Raw genomic sequence first — 17,688 nt, 5'->3', positions numbered from 1 at the left:
GAACAAAAAATTGTGCAGTTAGAGCAAGACACTAAACTATAATAAGTTATTCAATCTTTAGAGTAATTATCATTTTTAGGATGGTGATGGAAACTAACTATCCGACAATTTATTTATATGAATTGAGTCATTAAATATTGATCTAGCGGTTGAATAAACGGCCAATGAAAAGATGGTGTGCCACTATATTGGTATTGCTTGTATGCACTAAAAGGTACTTCTAAAGTCATTTAGTCTAAACGCTATTCGCGAAGAGTTTAGAAAACTAAACCCATCACGAATACTGGCCAGGGGTGAGTAAAGCAATACTATCTCTAAGCGTGCCAAGATTGATTGCGGTAAGAAAGTGGCTATCAAAAAAGCATATTTAGAGAAATCTAAAGGTATTAAGCGACTTTAGGTAACTCATCTTTTTCTATCAGTTCTATGAGTGATGCTTTGGTAGCAGCAATTGTGTGATCAATTTGTTCAGTTGTATGTGCCCCACAAATAAAGTTAACATCACGGCGTAGTAATACCCCACGTTTAGCCATTTGAGCGAGAAATAACTCGGCGTATTTAGCTTGCTGCTCAGGATTTTTTGAAAACAAAAATAAGGGGATTGGGTCATTACCAACAATGGTCAATGGTGCACTAAGTTCTGTTGATACCTGATTAATACCATTTTTCAGTTGGCGGCCTAATGTTGCAATATGTTCAATATAGTTGGTGGTTTTATATTCGTTAAGAACACTACAGCACACTTCCAGTGATAACATCTCTCCACCAAAGGTAGTAGATACCTGCAATTGCTCCATTTTACTCATAAATTCAGTGCCACCCACCACAGCAGACAATGGCATACCTGCAGCAATACCTTTCGATAAGGTAACTAAATCTGCTTTTACGCCAAAATATTCTTGGGCACCACCCAGTGCTAACCGGAAACCAGTGACCACTTCATCCATTACTAGTAGTACTTGATGCTTATCGCACAACTCCCTCAGTTGTTGTACAAATTCTGTTGTTAGTACTCGGTTGTAGGGCACTGACAATAAAACAGCAGCTAGAGTATCACCTTGTTCTGTAATGAGGTCTAAGACAGGCTGTTCATTGTCTGGCGTAAACAGTGGCATGCGATATGTGTAGTCTTTAATTACATCGGGCACACCGGGGGTATCAAACATATATTGATCGTGCCAACCATTGTAGCCAATAGCAATTATCTTTTCTTTATTGGTAATGTGGCGAGCTAAACGGATTGCTGCTGAGTTTGCATCGGCGCCGGTTTTAAAAAAGCGCACCATCTCGCCACCAGGAATGAAATCCACCAAAGCTTGTGCTGTTTTGATTTCAACAGGGGCTGGCAATGAGTGAATGATGCCTTTGCCTAAGTGTTCACGAATAGTGTCTACTATTGCAGGATGATTATGGCCAAGGGTATTGGCGGCCAGGCCACAAATAAAGTCGATATAGATATTGCCATCAACATCTTTTACTAAAGCGCCTTCTCCTGACTCTAAATAGACAGGAAAGTGGCCTGGGGCAAACTGTTGGGGTTTTTTCATCATCGATTGAGTAAAACCTGCAACTAGTTTTGTAGCTTGATCAGATAGCTCAGTCGACCGAGTTAAAGTTAATGTGTCTGCTTGAGAGAAAAGTTTTTGAGAGAGTTGGTTTAGGTTCACGATAGTACCTTTGAAAGAAGTTTATAGTCATTTTGAGTGGTGCTATAGCTATCTCTCAAATGATAATGATTTGCGTTTGTGTTTTCAATGTTAGGAGGTAAATACCTCTTAAGCTGGCTCTTTCGCTGTATATCAACAGAGCTGTATTTATAGATAAACAACTTGTTTTACTTCTCGACAAACAACAATTGCTTAACAGGGAAGTGAGTGCTTTATTTTTAGGATATACCGTATTTATTCAAAATAACTGTATAGGTTATTTCTTTTCTAATAAAATAAGTTTAATCCTTAGTTAAGCCTTTTCGTTTTTGTCTAGATAAGAGGGGTTTTTAGAAAAATATAATGGAAAAGCTTTTTTGTAATGGTGGGTCTAAAAATCATTCGCGAAGAGTATAGCTTTAGCAGCATTCACTGCGCAGAAGCATTGGCGACAAAGATTAATGAGACATTTTCCTGCTCTACCAGCTGAGCTACCATCTATACTCTTAGCGAGCAATTGCTAGATGGGCAGGACTTGAACCTGCGACCCGGACATTAACAATGTAGTCTCATTGGCATTCGCCAATTTACACCCTTTATATTGGATATAATTAAAAGTCAGCAACAAAATATTATAGAAAAAGCTATTCTATAATGGGTGTATGACACAACACACTGCGCGTGCTACCAGTTGCGCTACAGTATTTAGGTTATAGTCAATTATCAGGTTGATAAGTGTTAGTCACAAAAAAGTAAACTGATCTACTCTCTTTACCCTGCTTAACTCAAAGCCATTCTATAACTTGGTGCTCATGGATGATTTAGCTAAAACTCAGTGATCCTGACAGCCAAGTAATCTCCTTAAGTTCTACACTCTTTTAATTCAGAAAGACTTCTTTGGCAACAGGGCGCTATTACGCTAGTGGGTAGAAGTTGGCTCCAAGGGGGCGCTTTCGAGTTCTCTAAGCCTGCTACAGAAAAACAGGAAGATTAACTCTCTATCAGCTACTACTTCATTAATAGAAATTACTGATTGTGGGATTCTGGCTTTAGGTTAAAATACTGTAAATATATACAGTATTAGGTGATTAGAAATGCAGATCTCTCAATCACATAAAGCCAAGTAGTATGCTGCATAGATTGAGACGCCACTGTTGTCTTCGGCTAGTCTGTATAGTTTTTGTTAAAAGCATGTTCCTTTGGTTAGGAGGGGGGTAATCATGTTGCGGTATTGCCATTATCATGCCCAGGTGTTTATTCATCAGTTACAATTTATCCCAATACTTGTGTCCTTGTGCTATCACCGTTGTGATATTAATGAGCAGAATCAACAACCCTTTATCATTGATGAATTTAAGCAGCTGGGCTTTTCGGTTGGCTTTGATCGTCAAGGTAATTTGAATAGTTTAGTGTTAATCAATACCCCTGATGCAGATATTGATGACCTGTTGATTCCCATTGCTCCTTATGTAGAGTCTGGGAGTTTTATTGAATTGTCAGTATGTCCTGATTCGCTAGATCTCAGTGATACCTTTACGGTTCATCGCTGGCAATTTACTGGTCATGGTGTAAGTAAACAACATTTTATGGTTATGCAAACACCTTGCTCAATCCTTAGTCGTTGCCATCAAAAAAATAAAGAAAATTTATTCGTAGCTGCCTAATAAAAATGTTGTAAATAAATACTAGGGTCTGTTGTTCGTGGATCGTAACTAAAAGAGGGGGGAATAGAGTAGGCTGAAATTTCATTCCAGCCTACTCTATAGCTAGAGAGGATTAAATTTATTGTTTTAATAAAATTCGATATTTATTGACCAGTGCAATTACTTGTTTTTCCAGCTCTTGATTGTGAGATAACAGTTTATCTTGTTGGGTTAATGCAGTGGTTAACTGGTTTTTTAATTCTGTATTAAGTGTTTTTAGCTCGGCACATTCAATTTGTAACTGCTGGGTTTTACCTTGATATTGAGCTGTTGATTGAGTGGTTGCTGCTGTTTCTTGTTGAATGTTTTCAAGCTGTTGGGTGAGTTCGTTTATTTGTTTTTGCAGTGTTACTTTAGACTGTTCTAAAAGAATAGATTTTTGTTGCTCTTGATGTAGTTGGCTATATAGCTCGTTAAGCTCTTTATCTGCTTGTTGGGATTGTTGGCATAGCATTGTTTTGTCAGATTTTAGGTGATCAATAAAATCATTAGCTTGTTTGAGCTCAGATCGTAAACTATCTGTTTGTTGTTCTGCTATCGACAGCTGTTGGGTAAGCTGTTGTTGGTGTTCAATAAGAGCTGTATTTTCTTTGTTTAAGCTGGAAAACTCTTCTGAATTGACTTGTGTCTGTTGTTCCGCTTGCTTCAGCTGTTCGTTGAGTTGTTCGGTTTGAGCTTTAGCTGCTTCTAATTCAATTTCTAATTCTTCGATAGCGGCTGTGGCATCTTGACTAATTGCTTGATAGTTGCGATGAAAACTGGCCTCTAATTTTTCTAGTTGCTGTTCAAGGCTAATAGAAATGGCAGAAACAAACTGATCGGTTAGGTTAGGATCAAGAATTTTCCTATCTGCAATATGATGTTTCCATATTTCCATCAATGTTTTCGGATCGCCTGCTTTGAGGTTTTTGCGTAAAGCAAACCCTGTTACTAACATACCTGCATGTTCTAGCTGTTCGCCGGTTTTAATAACCTGTTCAGGAGTGATATCGGTGGATCTCATATTGCTAACCTAAATATAATTAAGCAACCAAGGAACGTTTACGAAAATGTATGTTTTTCAAGCGGCTATACCCTACGCCAAGCAGCTGAACCCTGCGCCAAGTAGCCATACCCTGAGCTAAGTAGCTATACCCTACGCTTTGGGTATATATTAAGTTGCTTTGCTTGCTTTCCTAAGCATGAATGTTACAGACATGTCGCTAAGCTTTTGTCTGAAAAATTATACTATAAAAAGTGCATAAACAAAGAGCCAATTAGTTCACAAAAGCATGTTTATTTAAATATGTTGATTTATTTAATTTTGTATATTGTTTTTGAATGTCTGCTTTTTTAGTGCTATTTGAGTAAGTGAGGCCTTTATAGAATTTTTTTGGAGCGTTCAATAAATAATAGGGAGGGGTGGTAAATTGGTAAAGCCTAACAAGAAAAAAACTGATATTAAATTTCTGTCACTTGATAATAAGAACAAAATTGGTGGTTAATTACTTATAGATTTATTTTAAATTATATTTTTAATAATTATTAGAATGTAATGGAGTTTGATGACCCGATCAGTAGGTAAATTCCTGATATGTTTGTGAGTATTCTTATTAATTTTTTTACATATTATTAATGAGTAGCGATTAGTATGGGGTCAATTGGGTTGGTTAAAATACAAGCAGTTAAACAGTCCTTAATCCTTCAGGTAAAGTCAGTATAAAACATAAGCAGTTTTGTTGGGCAGGATGTTTATTAACAAGCTGATACTAGAGTGCGTCTCGTTTTCTTTTATGTTAGGATCATAATCATTGTCCAATGGTGTTAAATAATAGTTGTCATATGAAGTATTTGCTTGCTTTTATTGTTCTGGTCTTTTCAGAAATGACGGTTGCAAAGACATTTAGGATTTTAAACTGGGTTGCTTATATTGATGAATCAGTACTTAAAGACTTTGGTGACAAATATAATGTAGATGTGATATACGACACTTTTGACGATATTGATGGCTTCAGGCAAAAGTTTTTAGTCAAAAACCCTGAAGGAGCTTATGATATAATATTCCCACCAGTCGACTATATTCCAGCCCTCATTGAACGAAATATATTATATAAGCTTAATAATAAACTACTGCCAAATATTAAAAACTTATCTAAAACAGCATTATCAGACTTGAAAAAGTATGATTCAGCAAACAGCTATGTACATCCTTATTTGTGGGGAACTGTTGGACTTGGTATCAACGTACAGCAAGTAAAAAAAGCACTTAATATGGATGAGGTGCCACAATCCTGGGATTTGGTATTTAAACCAGAATATGCTGAAAAGCTAGCATCTTGTGGTATTTCATATCTAGATAGTGAAATTGAAATTTTTCCATTAGCTTTAAACTATCTGGGCAGGCATGGTGACTCAAAAAAACGAACAGACATAGTATATGCCTCTAAGTATTTAAGAAAGTTAGCTTCAACGATCACTTACTTTGATTCTGAAAGCTATTTAGATCGTTTGCAAGAGGGTAAAGTGTGTGTTGCCATAGGTTACTCTGGCGATATTTTTCAAGCTATTTCACAAGCGCAAGAGGCCCAGCAAGGTGTTGAGTTACAGTATATCATTCCAGAAGAGGGAACCTCTCGTTGGATAGATGCCGTAGCTATACCCAGCAATACATCTAACCCTGAGCTTGCCCATGCCTTTTTAAACTATCTAATGGAACCAGAAGTAATCGCCAAAATTACTAATTATGTTTGGTATGCTAATAATATTCCTGCTTCAACTGTCTTATTGGATGAAGCAATAGTGAGTGACCAAGCGATTTATCCAACAGAGAGTGTGCAAGCACAACTTTTCTCTATTCCAAAGTATGACTTACGACTACAACGCTCAATGGTAAGGTATTGGTCTCGGGTGAAGTGTGCCCACTCTACTGAGCAATGTAGAGCACCCATTTCGGGGCTTCCAGGGTTATAAATGGATTTACAGGTAACTTTCAATTAACTTTATATCAAAACTTATAGCCAAAGTGAATGGTTTTTAGGGGCGGCTGTCGAGCGATGAAGCCCCATGAGTTTATGTTTTTATAAATGATTGGGGTGAAGACAGTTTATTGCTCCTGTATAAACTGCATTCCCACCATCCATGGTGGTCAGTGACGACAACAAACCCTAAAAGTCATTCACGAAGGGTATATAATTATTACGAGGCATAGTCATGTCTATAACACGCAGGGATTTCCTGAATGGCGTATTGCTTAGCACTACGGTTGCACCACTGACGCAGCTTGGCGTACTGGGTGTTTCAGGTTCGGCTTCCGCTGGTGAGCTAGTAGATTACCCACCTTCAAAAACAGGTATGAGAGGGAGCCAACCAGGGTCTTATGATTCTGCTCACTCAGTTGCTTGGGCTGGAAAAAAAGATTTTGGTACTCCCGACCAATTAAAAGAAGAGTATGATTTAATTATAGTGGGAGCAGGTATCAGTGGCCTTTCAGCGGCTTATTTTTATCAAAAACAACTGGGCAACAAGGCCCGTATTTTGTTGCTAGATAATCATGATGACTTTGGTGGCCATGCGCGCCGTAATGAGTTTACTATTAATGGCCAAATGCGACTGGGCTATGGTGGTACTCAATCAATTGAAAACCCCGGCTCTTATAGTAAAGTCGCTAAGCAACTGCTCAAAGAACTAGGTATTGAACCCTTATTTTTCGAAAAAGCTTATAAAAAAGATTTTTTTAAACGAAATAATTTGCAAGGGGTAACTTATTTTAATAAGTCAGCATATGGTAAAGATGCAATAGTACCTTTTGTATTTAAAGAGCTTGCTGAGTTTATGACCGGGATAAAAGGTAATGCTATTGATGCAGAGCAAGCCATTAAACAAATGCCTTTGTCAGAGCAGGGTCGCCAGCAATTATTGCGTTTAGCTACAGGTAAGCCGAAAAAGCTGTTAACTATGTCGGTTGAAAAACAGGCAAAGTACTTACATAACACGTCTTATTACCAGTTCGTACAAGATGAATATGGGGTAACTGATCCATTGGTATTGCGTTTGCTGCGTTATATGATTGCTGACGACTGGGCGATGGGTACAGATACGTTGTCCGTTTATGAGGCGGTTGATAGTGGTTGCCCTGGTATTGATGCTGACCAAATGTATGAAATACTGGAAGCAGCAGGAGAAGACCTCGGGGATGATGAAGAGGAAGATTATATTTATCATTTCCCCGATGGTAACGCTTCTATTGCCAGAGCATTAGTACGACAACTGATTCCTGGTGTGGCAAGTGGTAAAACCATGGAAGATCTAGTGACAACCAGGTTCCATTATGATCGTTTGGATAGGCCTAGTTCATTAGTCAGGCTGCGGTTGAATAGTACGGTTTATAATGTTAAGCGTGAAGCTAATGGTGTCACTGTTTCTTATGTGAATAACAATAAAGCCTTTGAAGTTAAAAGTAAGCACTGTGTGATGGCTTGCTACAATATGATGATTCCTCATTTAGTGCCGCAGTTACCTAAAGCACAAAAAGAGGCTTTGTCTGAATTAGTCAAAATGCCATTGATTTATAGTACTGTATTATTAAAAAATTGGCAGGCAGTACAAAAACAGGGGCTTGCTGTCGCTTACTGTCCAGGTAATTTTCACACAATTGTTCAGGTGGATTACCCTGTTGATATTGGTAGCTATCGCCATAGTGCTACTCCTGATATGCCTATGAGTTTAACAATGATTGCTGTACCGATGGGAAAAGTGGGGCAGCCTGTTAAAGAGCAATTCAAAGCGGGCAGGAGAGAGTTGTTGCGTATCACTTATGCTCAGTTTGAAAAAGAAATTAAAGATCATTTAAATGGGATGTTAGGCCCTGCTGGGTTTGATGCTGATCGGGATATTGAAGCTATTACCATTAATCGTTGGGGGCATGGATATTCTTATTATTACTCTGATTTAAACGAGGGTGATGATTTTGAAGAAAATGGCCCGCATATAAAAGGGCGTAAGCCTTTTGGTCCAATTACCATTGCAAATGCTGATTCGGGTGGGGATGCTTATACTGATATTGCGATTGATCAGGCGCACCGTGCGGTAGGTGAGCTGTTTATTAAATAGAAAAGGGCGATAAACGCCCTTTTCTATTATTGCTTTGTTACTTTGTACTTATTGTCATATTTATTACTCAGTACTCTTTAGCAACATAGTCTTAGTTAGAGGCAGTTTTTTGTCCGAGTTTGCTTCCCATTAATACATCAGTGTCTGCCGTCAAGCTTTCTTCCCAATTAATGGCATCCTTACCAAATAAAACAATAGCCGTAGAGCCTAATTTAAAACGGCCCATTTCATCGCCTTTAGCTAATTTAATTGGTTGTCTGGCGGCTTCAGTATAATCAGTTTGCTTCAACTGGCGTCTAGGAGGAGTAACTAATCCTGCCCAAGTCGTTTCGATACTGGCAACAATCATTGCTCCCACCATAATTACTGCCATCGGACCAATATTGGTATCGAAAATACAAACCACTCTCTCATTACGGGCGAATAAACCAGGTAGGTGTTCAGTCGTAGTTTGATTTACGGAGAATAACCGGCCAGGTACATAAATCATCGAGCGCAGTGTACCGCCATAGGGCATATGAACACGATGGTAGTCTTTGGGTGATAAATAAACGGTTGCAAAAGAACCATCATTAAACTCTTGAGCTAGCTTGACATCTCCGCCGACTAGCTCTGTAAGGCTATAGTCATGGCCTTTTGCTTGGAATATACGGCCATATTCTATTTTACCTAGTTGGCTAATAGCACCATCAGCAGGGCTGACAATAATACTTTCATCAGCTGGAATAGGGCGAGCACCAGCTTTGAGGGGGCGAGTAAAGAAGTCGTTGAAATGCGCAAATGACTCAGGGTTTTCATTTTCAGCCAAGCCCATATCAACCTGGTAGCGCTTGATAAACCATTTTATAAAAGCGTTTTTAAACCAGCCACAACGGCATTCAGCTACCCAATGCGCAGCTCGGGATATACAATGATGTGGCATTAAGTGCTGCAATTTAACAAAAAATGGAGTCTTCACACACTACCTCTTAAAACAAGCAATAAATAGCAAAATATTCAGAATTCTACTTCTCAATGGGAGTATCTGCCAGGTTGCCCCATTCTGACCAAGAGCCATCATAGGCCTTGATATTTTTAAAGCCCAAAGACTTTGCCACTAAATAGGTAAAACCTGAGCGATGATGGCTTTGGCAATGAGTCACTATGGTTTTGTCTGCTGTAATACCACAATCTGCTAGTAGCTTTTGAATATCATCACGTATTTTTAAATGATTCTGCTGATCCATACCGCGAGTCCACTCAAAGTTGATAGCCCCTGGTATATGGCCGCCGCGCTGAGCTAATACTTTAATGCCTTGGTACTCTGCTGGTGAGCGAGCATCCCAAACCACAAAATCAGGGGTATTTAACAGGCTTTTTATATAGTCGACATCAGCAATTGGGGTGGTATCAATGGTTACAGATATTTGGGTTGGTTGTGGCTGGGGAGGTATTTCAGCCGTCACTGGTAAGCCATGGCCCAACCAGGCATGCAAGCCGCCATTTAAATAGGAGTACTGTTGATGGCCAATAACATCGAGGGTCCAGATAAAGCGGCCAGCCCAACCGCCACCTTCATCATCATAAACAACCACATGCTGATCACCCGTGAAGCCAATACTGCTTAACAATTGCTCAATCTGGGCTTTGGGTGGCAACTTACCAGGTGCGGGTGGCTGTCCTGACATTAGCTGCTGTGGCGTAATATGATGAGCGCCAGGCAAATGTTGTTGTAGGTAGATCTCTTGACGAGACAGGTCAACTAACAGTATGTCTGGGTTTGACAGCAGAGGTAGCAGTTCTTCTGGCTCTAATAGTAAAGGCAATTGTGATGGCTGTGTCATATTGGGTCATCGCTATCAGTTGGTTTTAAGGGGATTGTAATGGATCGATACAATGGCTACCACTCATGATGTGTATACAAAATAAGAGGTTTTGAAGTCTATTGCCCCAGGTTTTCTATGCAAGGCTAAATAGAGCTTGGTATGTTTTACTATTTGGTTACGTATTACTACTAATTGAGATTGATGCTATTGAGGCCTATAAATTAATTACAAACAATTTATAACCTTTACCCATGGTTTTGGGGTAAGTCATGAAAAGTCTCAAATACAACAGCTATATACAATATCTTTTAAGCTTTTTGCTTATCAGCGCTATTGCTGTTGGTTTGATTTCAAATCAGAAGTTGGTCGTCGTTGATGTAGAAATCAGCAACGTTGAATTATTTGCTATTGAAGATAGTGAAAGCGATGGCCTGGATTTGAGTGTTTCTCAAAAAACATTCCTGACTCCCCACTTAATTAATCAAGAGTTTCCTTATTCAAAACCTGCTTATCCTTTTTCTCAGTATAGAAAACATTTAGAAGCTAGAGCCCCTCCAGTATAAAAACTATCATCGTAGATAATTCATCTTCCTAAAACGTATAGATAAATTTTAAAATTATAATTGAGGGTATTAAAATGACTAGCTTCAATGAACTTCCTGTGGTTATGAAAAATGAATTTAAAGTTAATAAAGCAGCCGTCATGACCAAACGGCTCCGTTTCGAGAGCCCTGCTGAAGAAGCTTTATTACGGTTTGTACAGCTTGAAGCCCATGTAATGGAAGCAGAAACCAATATTAATACAGCCTTATTGATCATGCATAACAGCCATGATTGTCTCAAGTTTGTGGTTAATAATGATGATGAAATTCTCGGTATTGTTACTACTGCAGATTTGGAAGGACGTAAAGTGCTGGCTATTGCCAATAAAATGGATAAACAACGGCAGGAGCTAACAGTAAAAGACATCATGGTACCCATTGAATATCTGGGTACTTTAAAATACTCTGATATTTGCCATGCTAAAGTAGGGGATCTAGTGAAAACCTTACAGCAACAAGGCGCACAGCACTTATTAGTAATTGCAGGAGATGCCATGATAGGCGTGGTATCCTCTGCTTATCTATCTAGAGTCACTGACACTGCTTTAAATATCCAAGAAAAAGCTCAAAATTTTTCTGATATTTTTAATGTGGTACATAACCATCAAGCGCTTTAGGTTGTGTAGCTGAGCTGAATGTAAAGAATGTAAAAAGGGAGCCTTTGCTCCCTTTTTACATTCTGGGTTATCCTTCTAATTATTGCCTTCTATTACAAAACGCTGTAGTTTACTTGAAGCTAGATTAGATAAATAGTTGGGATATGTAATTCTCACAACTTTATTATGAGGGGCTGGGCAATGGATATACAACTGATTATCGTCTATACTATGGTGTCTTTTTTTTATATTATTAGCCCAGGGCCAGCCGTATTTCTAGCCATTACCAATGGCGTCACTACCAATCTAAATACTGTTGCCATTTCCTCTGCCGGCAATGTGTTAGGTTTATTATTGCTTTCCACCGTTTCTATGCTGGGCCTCGGTGCATTACTACTCAGTTCTGCTCTGTTGTTTAGTACGGTCAAAATTGTTGGTGCAGCTTATTTGATTTATTTGGGTGTAAAACAATTTCTTATCGCACGATCCATTAGAGTATTAAATACTCCAGAAGCTTTACCTAAACGCAGTGCATTGTCTTACTTTACTGAAAGCTTTATTGTTGCTGCTACAAACCCTAAACCAATTTTATTTTTTGTTGCACTATTTCCTCAGTTCTTAAATGTGCAACATGCCCTATTACCACAGTTTTTAGTACTCACAGGCATCTTTATGCTGCTGTCATTTATCAGTCTTTTAAGTTATGGGTTTATCTCAAAATCGGCCAAGGGGTTATTAGCAAAGCGTGTATTTATGCAGTGGTTTCATCGTATCACTGGTGGCTTATTCATTATGATGGGGCTTTCGTTACTGAAACTCAAAAATAGTCAAGCCTAGGCCTTATTTAAATAACAGGTCGATACAAACAACGATTTCCTGACTTATAATTTTATATTCCTTAACAGAGGGGACAGGTTCCCCTTCTTAAGCTGTAGTTATATCCATTCTTACTCTGTTTTTTTGAGATCTATTGACTGGCTGGCTCGACTCTTTTGGACTGAATATCCCCAAATAGGCGTAAGTGATTCTAATAATAGGTGATAGCCAGCAGGCAAAAGCCAATGGCATATATAATAAGTTCTCTAAATTATCAGCAGTGATTCCTAGCCTCAGGGCTGTAATAACAACTGCACCACCAGCATTCCAAGGAATTAAAGGGGAAATAAGGGTACCACCTTCTTCTATAGCACGAGATAAGTTTAATTTAGAATAGCCGATCTTTTTATAGGCAGGAGCAAACATTCGACCCGGTAATGCTATTGATAATATACCGCCCCGATTTAGTAATTGATCGACAGCCACGATGCTGGCTTTAATTGAGTAGCCATTTTGTAAATTGAAGGTAGCCCAGCTTTGACTACCTTAACGATAGCGCTTTCAAGCCTTAACCAGCTGATACCTAAATATTTGCCTGTCATACCTGTGACGATAATCCCTATTATGAGCGGTATATGGGGAGTAAAGTCACCAAAATAAAGAATCTGACAACACATCAGGAGCAGAGTAATAGCGATAGGGAGAGTGGCAATAATAAAGCTGGGTTCTTTTTTACTGGCTAGGTGAGTCATTATTCTTTAGGTCATTCCGTAACGAAAATGACCATACCCTAACAACTCCTCAAAGTGTTAGGGTATTGAATACGACCAGTAAAAGGAGAGATACGACAAATATAGGATAGACTAAGGTGCCATCACATCAGTATTTGCACCAGGTGAGTAATCTTTTGCTTCAAACATCACTGCGCGTTGATCATCAAACTCTTTAAAAGCTTGATATTGCTCTTTGCTCATGGGTATTTCAGCTAGCGCTTGCCAGGCAAGTTCTCGTACAGCCCAATCTTCTTCATTATCTTGCAGGGTGCTGATGAGGGCGCTGGTAGCTGACTCATTAACAAATCGTGATCGTGCTAAGGCGAATGCAGCACCAGCACGTACATCCACAGAGTTATCGCTTAAAGCTGTTACTACCGGTTGGAGTTGGTCTGTGCTAGAGGCCCAGTCGGCAATAGCTATTAAGGATCGCCTTCTTAACTCGGGGTTTGGGTGCTGACTTAATGATTGAAAGCTATCCATTATTAGTTGGGAATCATCGGGGCTGGTAGGGTGTTTTTGCATTGCAAAGATAGCCGCACCTAATACTTCGGGATCAGTTTCACTATTAATAACATTGAGAATTTTATCTCGCTGCTTTTCCTGGAAGATCCCCAGGCGGCTCATTAATTCTAAGCCAGCGACTTTTTCAGATTTAACTGTGCTGCCAGTTAGTTCTAAAGATAATTCTTCTACTTCAGGGTCTTGGATGGTGCCAAGTAATACACCAAGCATTTGTCCTGGTATTTCGTTTAGGTTAGAGCGGAATTTGGCAATTGCCCACTTTAATGCTGCTGGGTTTTGTTGTATTTCTTGTAAAAGCTTTGCTTCTAATTGTTGTTGCAGCCCTTCAGCAAAAGGTGTTGGGTGTCCAGCTAGCGACTCTAATTTTGCAAATAAATCAATAATTACCTGTTCTGGACGAGCTTTTACAACTTCACTGCTCTTTCCTGGTTCATTTTGTTGGCTAGCAGCTTCTTCATCAACAGCTAATTCTTGATTTTCTGGTTTAGGTGAAGCTGTAAATGGACTGTCTTGAACAACGGGTTTTTCTTGAGAAGGTGATTCAGTTGCAGCAATCTGAGTATCTGTTGCAACTGTATTATATTGCCCAAGTGAGTAGCCAATAGCACCGCTGATCAGGCTAGAAATACAAATACTGATAGCAAGCTGTTTTTTTAGTTTCTGCTCGGTTTGGTTGATGAGTCCTGTAACGTCCATATCTATCACTTAATACGTAGGTGAAAGTGATCATGATGATTAGGCCAGCACATCACATAGGCTACACCTGTAGTACCAGGTTTTTTACGGCAATCGCCGTAGCGCTTGCCATTGTGTGAAGGCAGCATGCTAAAAACTTTGTTGTCATTAAAGAAAATTAAATCAACTTCAAAGTATTTTTTGAGATAGGTTTTTATATATTCTAGATTTCTTTTGCTGGAGTAGTGTTTTTGATAAATTGTCGTGCCTTTGGCTGCACCATCTTTGCGAATAAGTCGGATATCAACATCCTCTCCACGTTGGTGGCTGACATGGCCTGACATTCGGCCACCTTGCTTAAGAGAAAGGTCGCCTATGCCAATTTTGCCCCAGTTAGGATGATCGCGATGCCAGGCTAAAGAAGATTTTTGTAAGCCATAGACTAAGCGAGGTAATCCCCAGGAACGGTTGGCTGGCTTAGTTGAATAAAAGCCTTTTCCTTTGGCTGGAAGCTGAATAAAGCCTGCATTGGATTTTGGCGCTCGGGGGGGGTTGGGGTTGTTGAGGAACTTGCCATAAATCCAGCGATGACTGCCTCCAAAGTAAATTTTGTCCCAGCCTCCCCGCGTTTCTGCAATAGCCCATTCTGCATTATTAGAGGTTTGGCCAATAGTTCGATAGTGAGTACCAGGGCCACTTCTGACATTTAACGATCCCACTTTAACTTTTTTGGACTTTTTGCTTGTACGGCTGACATAACGGCTGCTTACCCAACCCGTGCGACTATCAAACCAGATTCTTCTCCAGCCACTTTGGCTAGCAATGCTTACATAAACCTGGCCCACAGAAACAGTGCCTATGACACTGGCTTGGGTATTAGGAGCAGCTCTTACATTAAGCCGGTCGACTTCAATACGAACTGTTTGGCTGGCAATGGCAGAACTACTGAACATATTGCCCACCAGACAAAGCAAGAGACTACACCACTGGTATAGCTTTGTTCTGTTTGATTGGGACATTCAATAGCTCCTCTGGTTATTGGTATAAAAGTTAATTGCTACTAAACCTGTTAATAGAAAATCAGTTATTAATTGAAAAGAGTCACAAAAATAGTTAGTTGTATGTCAAACTTATTTATATAAAGCGCTATTAAATATAAGGCTTTATTGATTTAGCTGATTGCAGATTACTTTTTTATTTACCTAATAAACTGCTGTCAGGTCATATACGATGTTTAATTAAAATACTCACGTGATTTTTTTTAGCAAGCATTAGAGGCGTAATACTTTGAATGATTCCAAGAATTTGGTTAGCTTTATATTCTTCTTCGCGTGTATTTATTTTGTTGATGTAAAACTGATCAAATTTTTAAAAGAGTGTTGATGTGCTCTCTTTTATTTGTGGTGCAGTTCTTATTTTTGGGGGAGGTAAAATATATTCCAAATTAACTGTCTAGGCTAAGGGCTTAATAAAGCTGACTAAAAAAGGCTGGTTAGTAAAGAGTGGATAAACTTATTTTGCGTTAGTGACAGTAGCCAATATTAAAATAACTGAATGGATAGTTAATGTTGGTTTTATCAGTGTTGATTTGTCAGTGAAATTTACAGAGATTTTTATGTGTTAAGCTTTATGTGACATGACTGAGGCCTAAGGAAATATTTGGCCTAACGCCGCTTTTTGCTTTGCGCCATTGATAGCAGTGTTATACGGCTAGCGTTTCCTAAAGCTTGTAAATATCTGAAGTCAGCCACTTTAAATAAGCTATTAGAGTAGGGCATATCTACATATAGCATTCCAATTGCTTTTCTTGGCATGGTGAGGGTTTGTAGCATGAAGTGGTCATGTTCAACTGCCTTTTTAAATGAGCCGGGTATTTTAGCCCAAGTATCGGGTTGTTCTTTACCTTTAACCCAAATAGTTTGTTGTTTTTTTAGTAAGTCATTAAAAAAAGGAGCAGTTGCTAGAACTATTTCAAATTGTACTTTTTCTGTTTTGGGGTGGCAGCGATAGCTTTTTAGCCGGGTTCTTTCTTTATTGGTTAAGGCAATAATTAACCGTTCATAGGCTAAACCCTCTATGATTGCTTCCGTTAAGATATCAATTAGAGATGCTAGTGTTGGATATCTTTCTGGTTGCTCCTTTAGATTTTCAACAATTTGCTCAAAGTGAGCTATATCCCCCTGCTTTTCAGCAATGCTTTGTGGTGTGACAGGTGCAGGTATAGGTTTAATCGCAGGCGTTGTGGGCTTAGCTTCTTTGGTTTGAGAAGGGCTGGTAGGCGAGGGCTTTTTCTGGGGCCTAGTTAATTTAGGTTCATGGTAAAGAACTTCACTATTAACCAGCCCTACTGCAGGTGCAGGTCCATAGCCATAAGTTAGTTTGTGGGAAAGGTTAACAGCTTCTTGATGGATTGTTTGTGTGGTTTTATCCCAGCCTTTATTAAGTAGCGCTGCCATTAGACCACTGAGCCGGCTGCTATTTATACTAAACCAGCTATAGCGACTGCATTGAGCTAGGGCATTTGCCCAAAATATAAATGCAGCGGGAGTACCCAGTAACAATCTAAACTGTGGGTCTTGCTCCTTTTTGTCTTGAAAGCGTCGTTCAGCCCTCTCACTGGCGTGGGTATAACCATGCTCTGGTTTTTGCCTGCCAAATCGGCTCATGGCAATCCAGCTGCTGGGCTTGGTTGCTCGAAGTTGCTCCCACGCATGGTGGCTAATACAAGGTAGTGACCAGTAGTCATCTAAGGCTAACTGCAGGGTTGAAATAGTACAGCCTAATATTTGACGCTCTATTGCCTGCGCATGCTTACCGCCACTCTGCTGGATGAGCTGCATTTGTGTAGGGGTTTGTAAAGCCAGTGCCCAGCGGGTGACATTAAAAAAAAGTGCTGACCAGAAAACTTCTTCACTGGTTTTACGGGTTTTTTGCTTGAACCAGTATTGGGCTTGATGGGCGGCGTGAATGCTATTGCTTACTTCTTTTGTAAGGCAATTGGTTTTTGGATTGTCACTGAGTGGATTGAAAGTCCTAACTGAATTGATAAACACTTTAATAGCATCTACACCGAGCATTGCCATAGCATGCTCAAGGCTTTTTACCCGAATGTCATGAGTAGTTTCACGGCTTTTATTTGCTTGATGAAACATATGGAAAGCGGTCAACGGGCAATGCCTGATAATAGCTGCCAGTGGAGGTAGGGTATTATTTTCAGTGATAGCTTCTGATAGCGCAGCTTGGGTGGTTGTTGGAATTGGTAACGTCTGTTTTTTTAATAGCTGCTGCCATGCGGCAACTCCATGCACTGGTTGTGTTGTTTCCATGGTTGAATTTGTCTAAAACAGTCAAATGGCCTTTACTTGATTATAGTCAGTGGTTATTAAGTATTGGTGAATTTTAGCTTTTCTGCTTAAACATTAATGACAATAGAGTGAAACACAACCGGAGCTGTGTAAA

General features: G+C 39.4%; 15 protein-coding genes. 6 read left to right on the top strand and 9 right to left on the bottom strand.

Annotated elements, in window-relative coordinates:
- Positions 1 to 386: 386 nt before the first annotated feature.
- Positions 387 to 1,667 carry an aminotransferase class III-fold pyridoxal phosphate-dependent enzyme gene (locus tag ORQ98_RS04880; protein ID WP_274687660.1) on the bottom strand — a complete coding sequence of 427 codons (1,281 nt, stop codon included), beginning with the start codon at positions 1,665 to 1,667 and terminating at the stop codon, positions 387 to 389.
- A gap of 1,199 nt (positions 1,668 to 2,866) precedes the next feature.
- Here ORQ98_RS04880 and ORQ98_RS04875 point away from each other — a divergent pair.
- Entirely contained in the window at positions 2,867 to 3,310 is a 444-nt protein-coding gene (locus ORQ98_RS04875; RefSeq protein WP_274687659.1) for a hypothetical protein, read from the top strand.
- A gap of 118 nt (positions 3,311 to 3,428) precedes the next feature.
- Here the strand turns inward: ORQ98_RS04875 and ORQ98_RS04870 are convergent, their stop codons facing one another.
- Positions 3,429 to 4,352, bottom strand: a complete 924-nt coding sequence (locus tag ORQ98_RS04870) for a DNA-binding protein (protein WP_274687658.1) — start codon at positions 4,350 to 4,352, stop codon at positions 3,429 to 3,431.
- Between the two features lie 818 nt (positions 4,353 to 5,170).
- Between ORQ98_RS04870 and ORQ98_RS04865 the strand changes: the two genes are divergently transcribed.
- Positions 5,171 to 6,298, top strand: a complete 1,128-nt coding sequence (locus tag ORQ98_RS04865; RefSeq protein WP_274687657.1) for an extracellular solute-binding protein — start codon at positions 5,171 to 5,173, stop codon at positions 6,296 to 6,298.
- 240 nt (positions 6,299 to 6,538) lie between these two features.
- The gene (locus ORQ98_RS04860) at positions 6,539 to 8,437 is read left to right on the top strand and encodes a flavin monoamine oxidase family protein (RefSeq protein ID WP_274687656.1); all 1,899 of its coding nucleotides are present in this window, start codon (positions 6,539 to 6,541) and stop codon (positions 8,435 to 8,437) included.
- Positions 8,438 to 8,528: 91 nt separating this feature from the next.
- Here the strand turns inward: ORQ98_RS04860 and asd are convergent, their stop codons facing one another.
- Together asd and ORQ98_RS04850 are read right to left on the bottom strand one after the other, a co-directional pair.
- On the bottom strand, positions 8,529 to 9,395 hold the full coding sequence (asd, locus tag ORQ98_RS04855) for an archaetidylserine decarboxylase (RefSeq protein ID WP_274687655.1): 867 nt from the start codon (positions 9,393 to 9,395) through the stop codon (positions 8,529 to 8,531).
- A gap of 46 nt (positions 9,396 to 9,441) precedes the next feature.
- Positions 9,442 to 10,260, bottom strand: a complete 819-nt coding sequence (locus tag ORQ98_RS04850; protein ID WP_274687654.1) for a sulfurtransferase — start codon at positions 10,258 to 10,260, stop codon at positions 9,442 to 9,444.
- Between the two features lie 251 nt (positions 10,261 to 10,511).
- On the opposite strand from ORQ98_RS04850, the gene ORQ98_RS04845 reads away from it, so the two are divergent.
- The 3 genes from ORQ98_RS04845 (at position 10,512) to ORQ98_RS04835 (ending at position 12,277) form a co-directional block, all read left to right on the top strand.
- Entirely contained in the window at positions 10,512 to 10,805 is a 294-nt protein-coding gene (locus ORQ98_RS04845; protein ID WP_274687653.1) for a hypothetical protein, read from the top strand.
- A 74-nt stretch (positions 10,806 to 10,879) separates the two neighbouring features.
- Entirely contained in the window at positions 10,880 to 11,461 is a 582-nt protein-coding gene (locus ORQ98_RS04840; RefSeq protein WP_274687652.1) for a CBS domain-containing protein, read from the top strand.
- Between the two features lie 180 nt (positions 11,462 to 11,641).
- Complete coding sequence (locus tag ORQ98_RS04835) at positions 11,642 to 12,277, top strand: LysE family translocator (protein ID WP_274687651.1); 636 nt, start codon at positions 11,642 to 11,644, stop codon at positions 12,275 to 12,277.
- Between the two features lie 87 nt (positions 12,278 to 12,364).
- Here ORQ98_RS04835 and ORQ98_RS04830 read toward each other — a convergent pair whose 3' ends face one another.
- The 5 genes from ORQ98_RS04830 to ORQ98_RS04810 all read right to left on the bottom strand — a co-directional run bounded on the left by ORQ98_RS04830 (position 12,365) and on the right by ORQ98_RS04810 (position 17,555).
- On the bottom strand, positions 12,365 to 12,742 hold the full coding sequence (locus tag ORQ98_RS04830) for a Na+/H+ antiporter NhaC family protein (RefSeq protein WP_274687650.1): 378 nt from the start codon (positions 12,740 to 12,742) through the stop codon (positions 12,365 to 12,367).
- Complete coding sequence (locus tag ORQ98_RS04825; protein WP_274687649.1) at positions 12,721 to 13,008, bottom strand: hypothetical protein; 288 nt, start codon at positions 13,006 to 13,008, stop codon at positions 12,721 to 12,723. The genes ORQ98_RS04830 and ORQ98_RS04825 overlap by 22 nt, the downstream gene beginning before the upstream one ends.
- Before the next feature lie 111 nt (positions 13,009 to 13,119).
- Positions 13,120 to 14,250 carry a HEAT repeat domain-containing protein gene (locus ORQ98_RS04820; protein ID WP_274687648.1) on the bottom strand — a complete coding sequence of 377 codons (1,131 nt, stop codon included), beginning with the start codon at positions 14,248 to 14,250 and terminating at the stop codon, positions 13,120 to 13,122.
- Between the two features lie 5 nt (positions 14,251 to 14,255).
- Positions 14,256 to 15,248, bottom strand: a complete 993-nt coding sequence (locus tag ORQ98_RS04815; RefSeq protein WP_274687647.1) for a penicillin-insensitive murein endopeptidase — start codon at positions 15,246 to 15,248, stop codon at positions 14,256 to 14,258.
- A gap of 645 nt (positions 15,249 to 15,893) precedes the next feature.
- Entirely contained in the window at positions 15,894 to 17,555 is a 1,662-nt protein-coding gene (locus ORQ98_RS04810; RefSeq protein ID WP_274687646.1) for an HDOD domain-containing protein, read from the bottom strand.
- Positions 17,556 to 17,688: the final 133 nt, after the last annotated feature.

It is taken from the genome of Spartinivicinus poritis, assembly GCF_028858535.1.
GTDB classification, from domain to species: Bacteria; Pseudomonadota; Gammaproteobacteria; order Pseudomonadales; family Zooshikellaceae; genus Spartinivicinus; species Spartinivicinus poritis.
Note: the sequence above shows the minus strand (reverse complement) of the source record. Positions and strands in the feature narration are given on the sequence as shown.

Bases quoted from the DNA above. Each gene is read 5' to 3' on its own strand.
- ORQ98_RS04875 (WP_274687659.1), top strand. From the start codon at position 2,867: ATGTTGCGGTATTGCCATTATCATGCCCAGGTGTTTATTCATCAGTTA.
- ORQ98_RS04870 (WP_274687658.1), bottom strand. From the start codon at position 4,352: ATGAGATCCACCGATATCACTCCTGAACAGGTTATTAAAACCGGCGAA.
- ORQ98_RS04865 (WP_274687657.1), top strand. From the start codon at position 5,171: ATGAAGTATTTGCTTGCTTTTATTGTTCTGGTCTTTTCAGAAATGACG.
- ORQ98_RS04860 (WP_274687656.1), top strand. From the start codon at position 6,539: ATGTCTATAACACGCAGGGATTTCCTGAATGGCGTATTGCTTAGCACT.
- ORQ98_RS04850 (WP_274687654.1), bottom strand. From the start codon at position 10,260: ATGACACAGCCATCACAATTGCCTTTACTATTAGAGCCAGAAGAACTG.
- ORQ98_RS04845 (WP_274687653.1), top strand. From the start codon at position 10,512: ATGAAAAGTCTCAAATACAACAGCTATATACAATATCTTTTAAGCTTT.
- ORQ98_RS04840 (WP_274687652.1), top strand. From the start codon at position 10,880: ATGACTAGCTTCAATGAACTTCCTGTGGTTATGAAAAATGAATTTAAA.
- ORQ98_RS04835 (WP_274687651.1), top strand. From the start codon at position 11,642: ATGGATATACAACTGATTATCGTCTATACTATGGTGTCTTTTTTTTAT.
- ORQ98_RS04825 (WP_274687649.1), bottom strand. From the start codon at position 13,008: ATGACTCACCTAGCCAGTAAAAAAGAACCCAGCTTTATTATTGCCACT.
- ORQ98_RS04820 (WP_274687648.1), bottom strand. From the start codon at position 14,250: ATGGACGTTACAGGACTCATCAACCAAACCGAGCAGAAACTAAAAAAA.
- ORQ98_RS04815 (WP_274687647.1), bottom strand. From the start codon at position 15,248: ATGTCCCAATCAAACAGAACAAAGCTATACCAGTGGTGTAGTCTCTTG.
- ORQ98_RS04810 (WP_274687646.1), bottom strand. From the start codon at position 17,555: ATGGAAACAACACAACCAGTGCATGGAGTTGCCGCATGGCAGCAGCTA.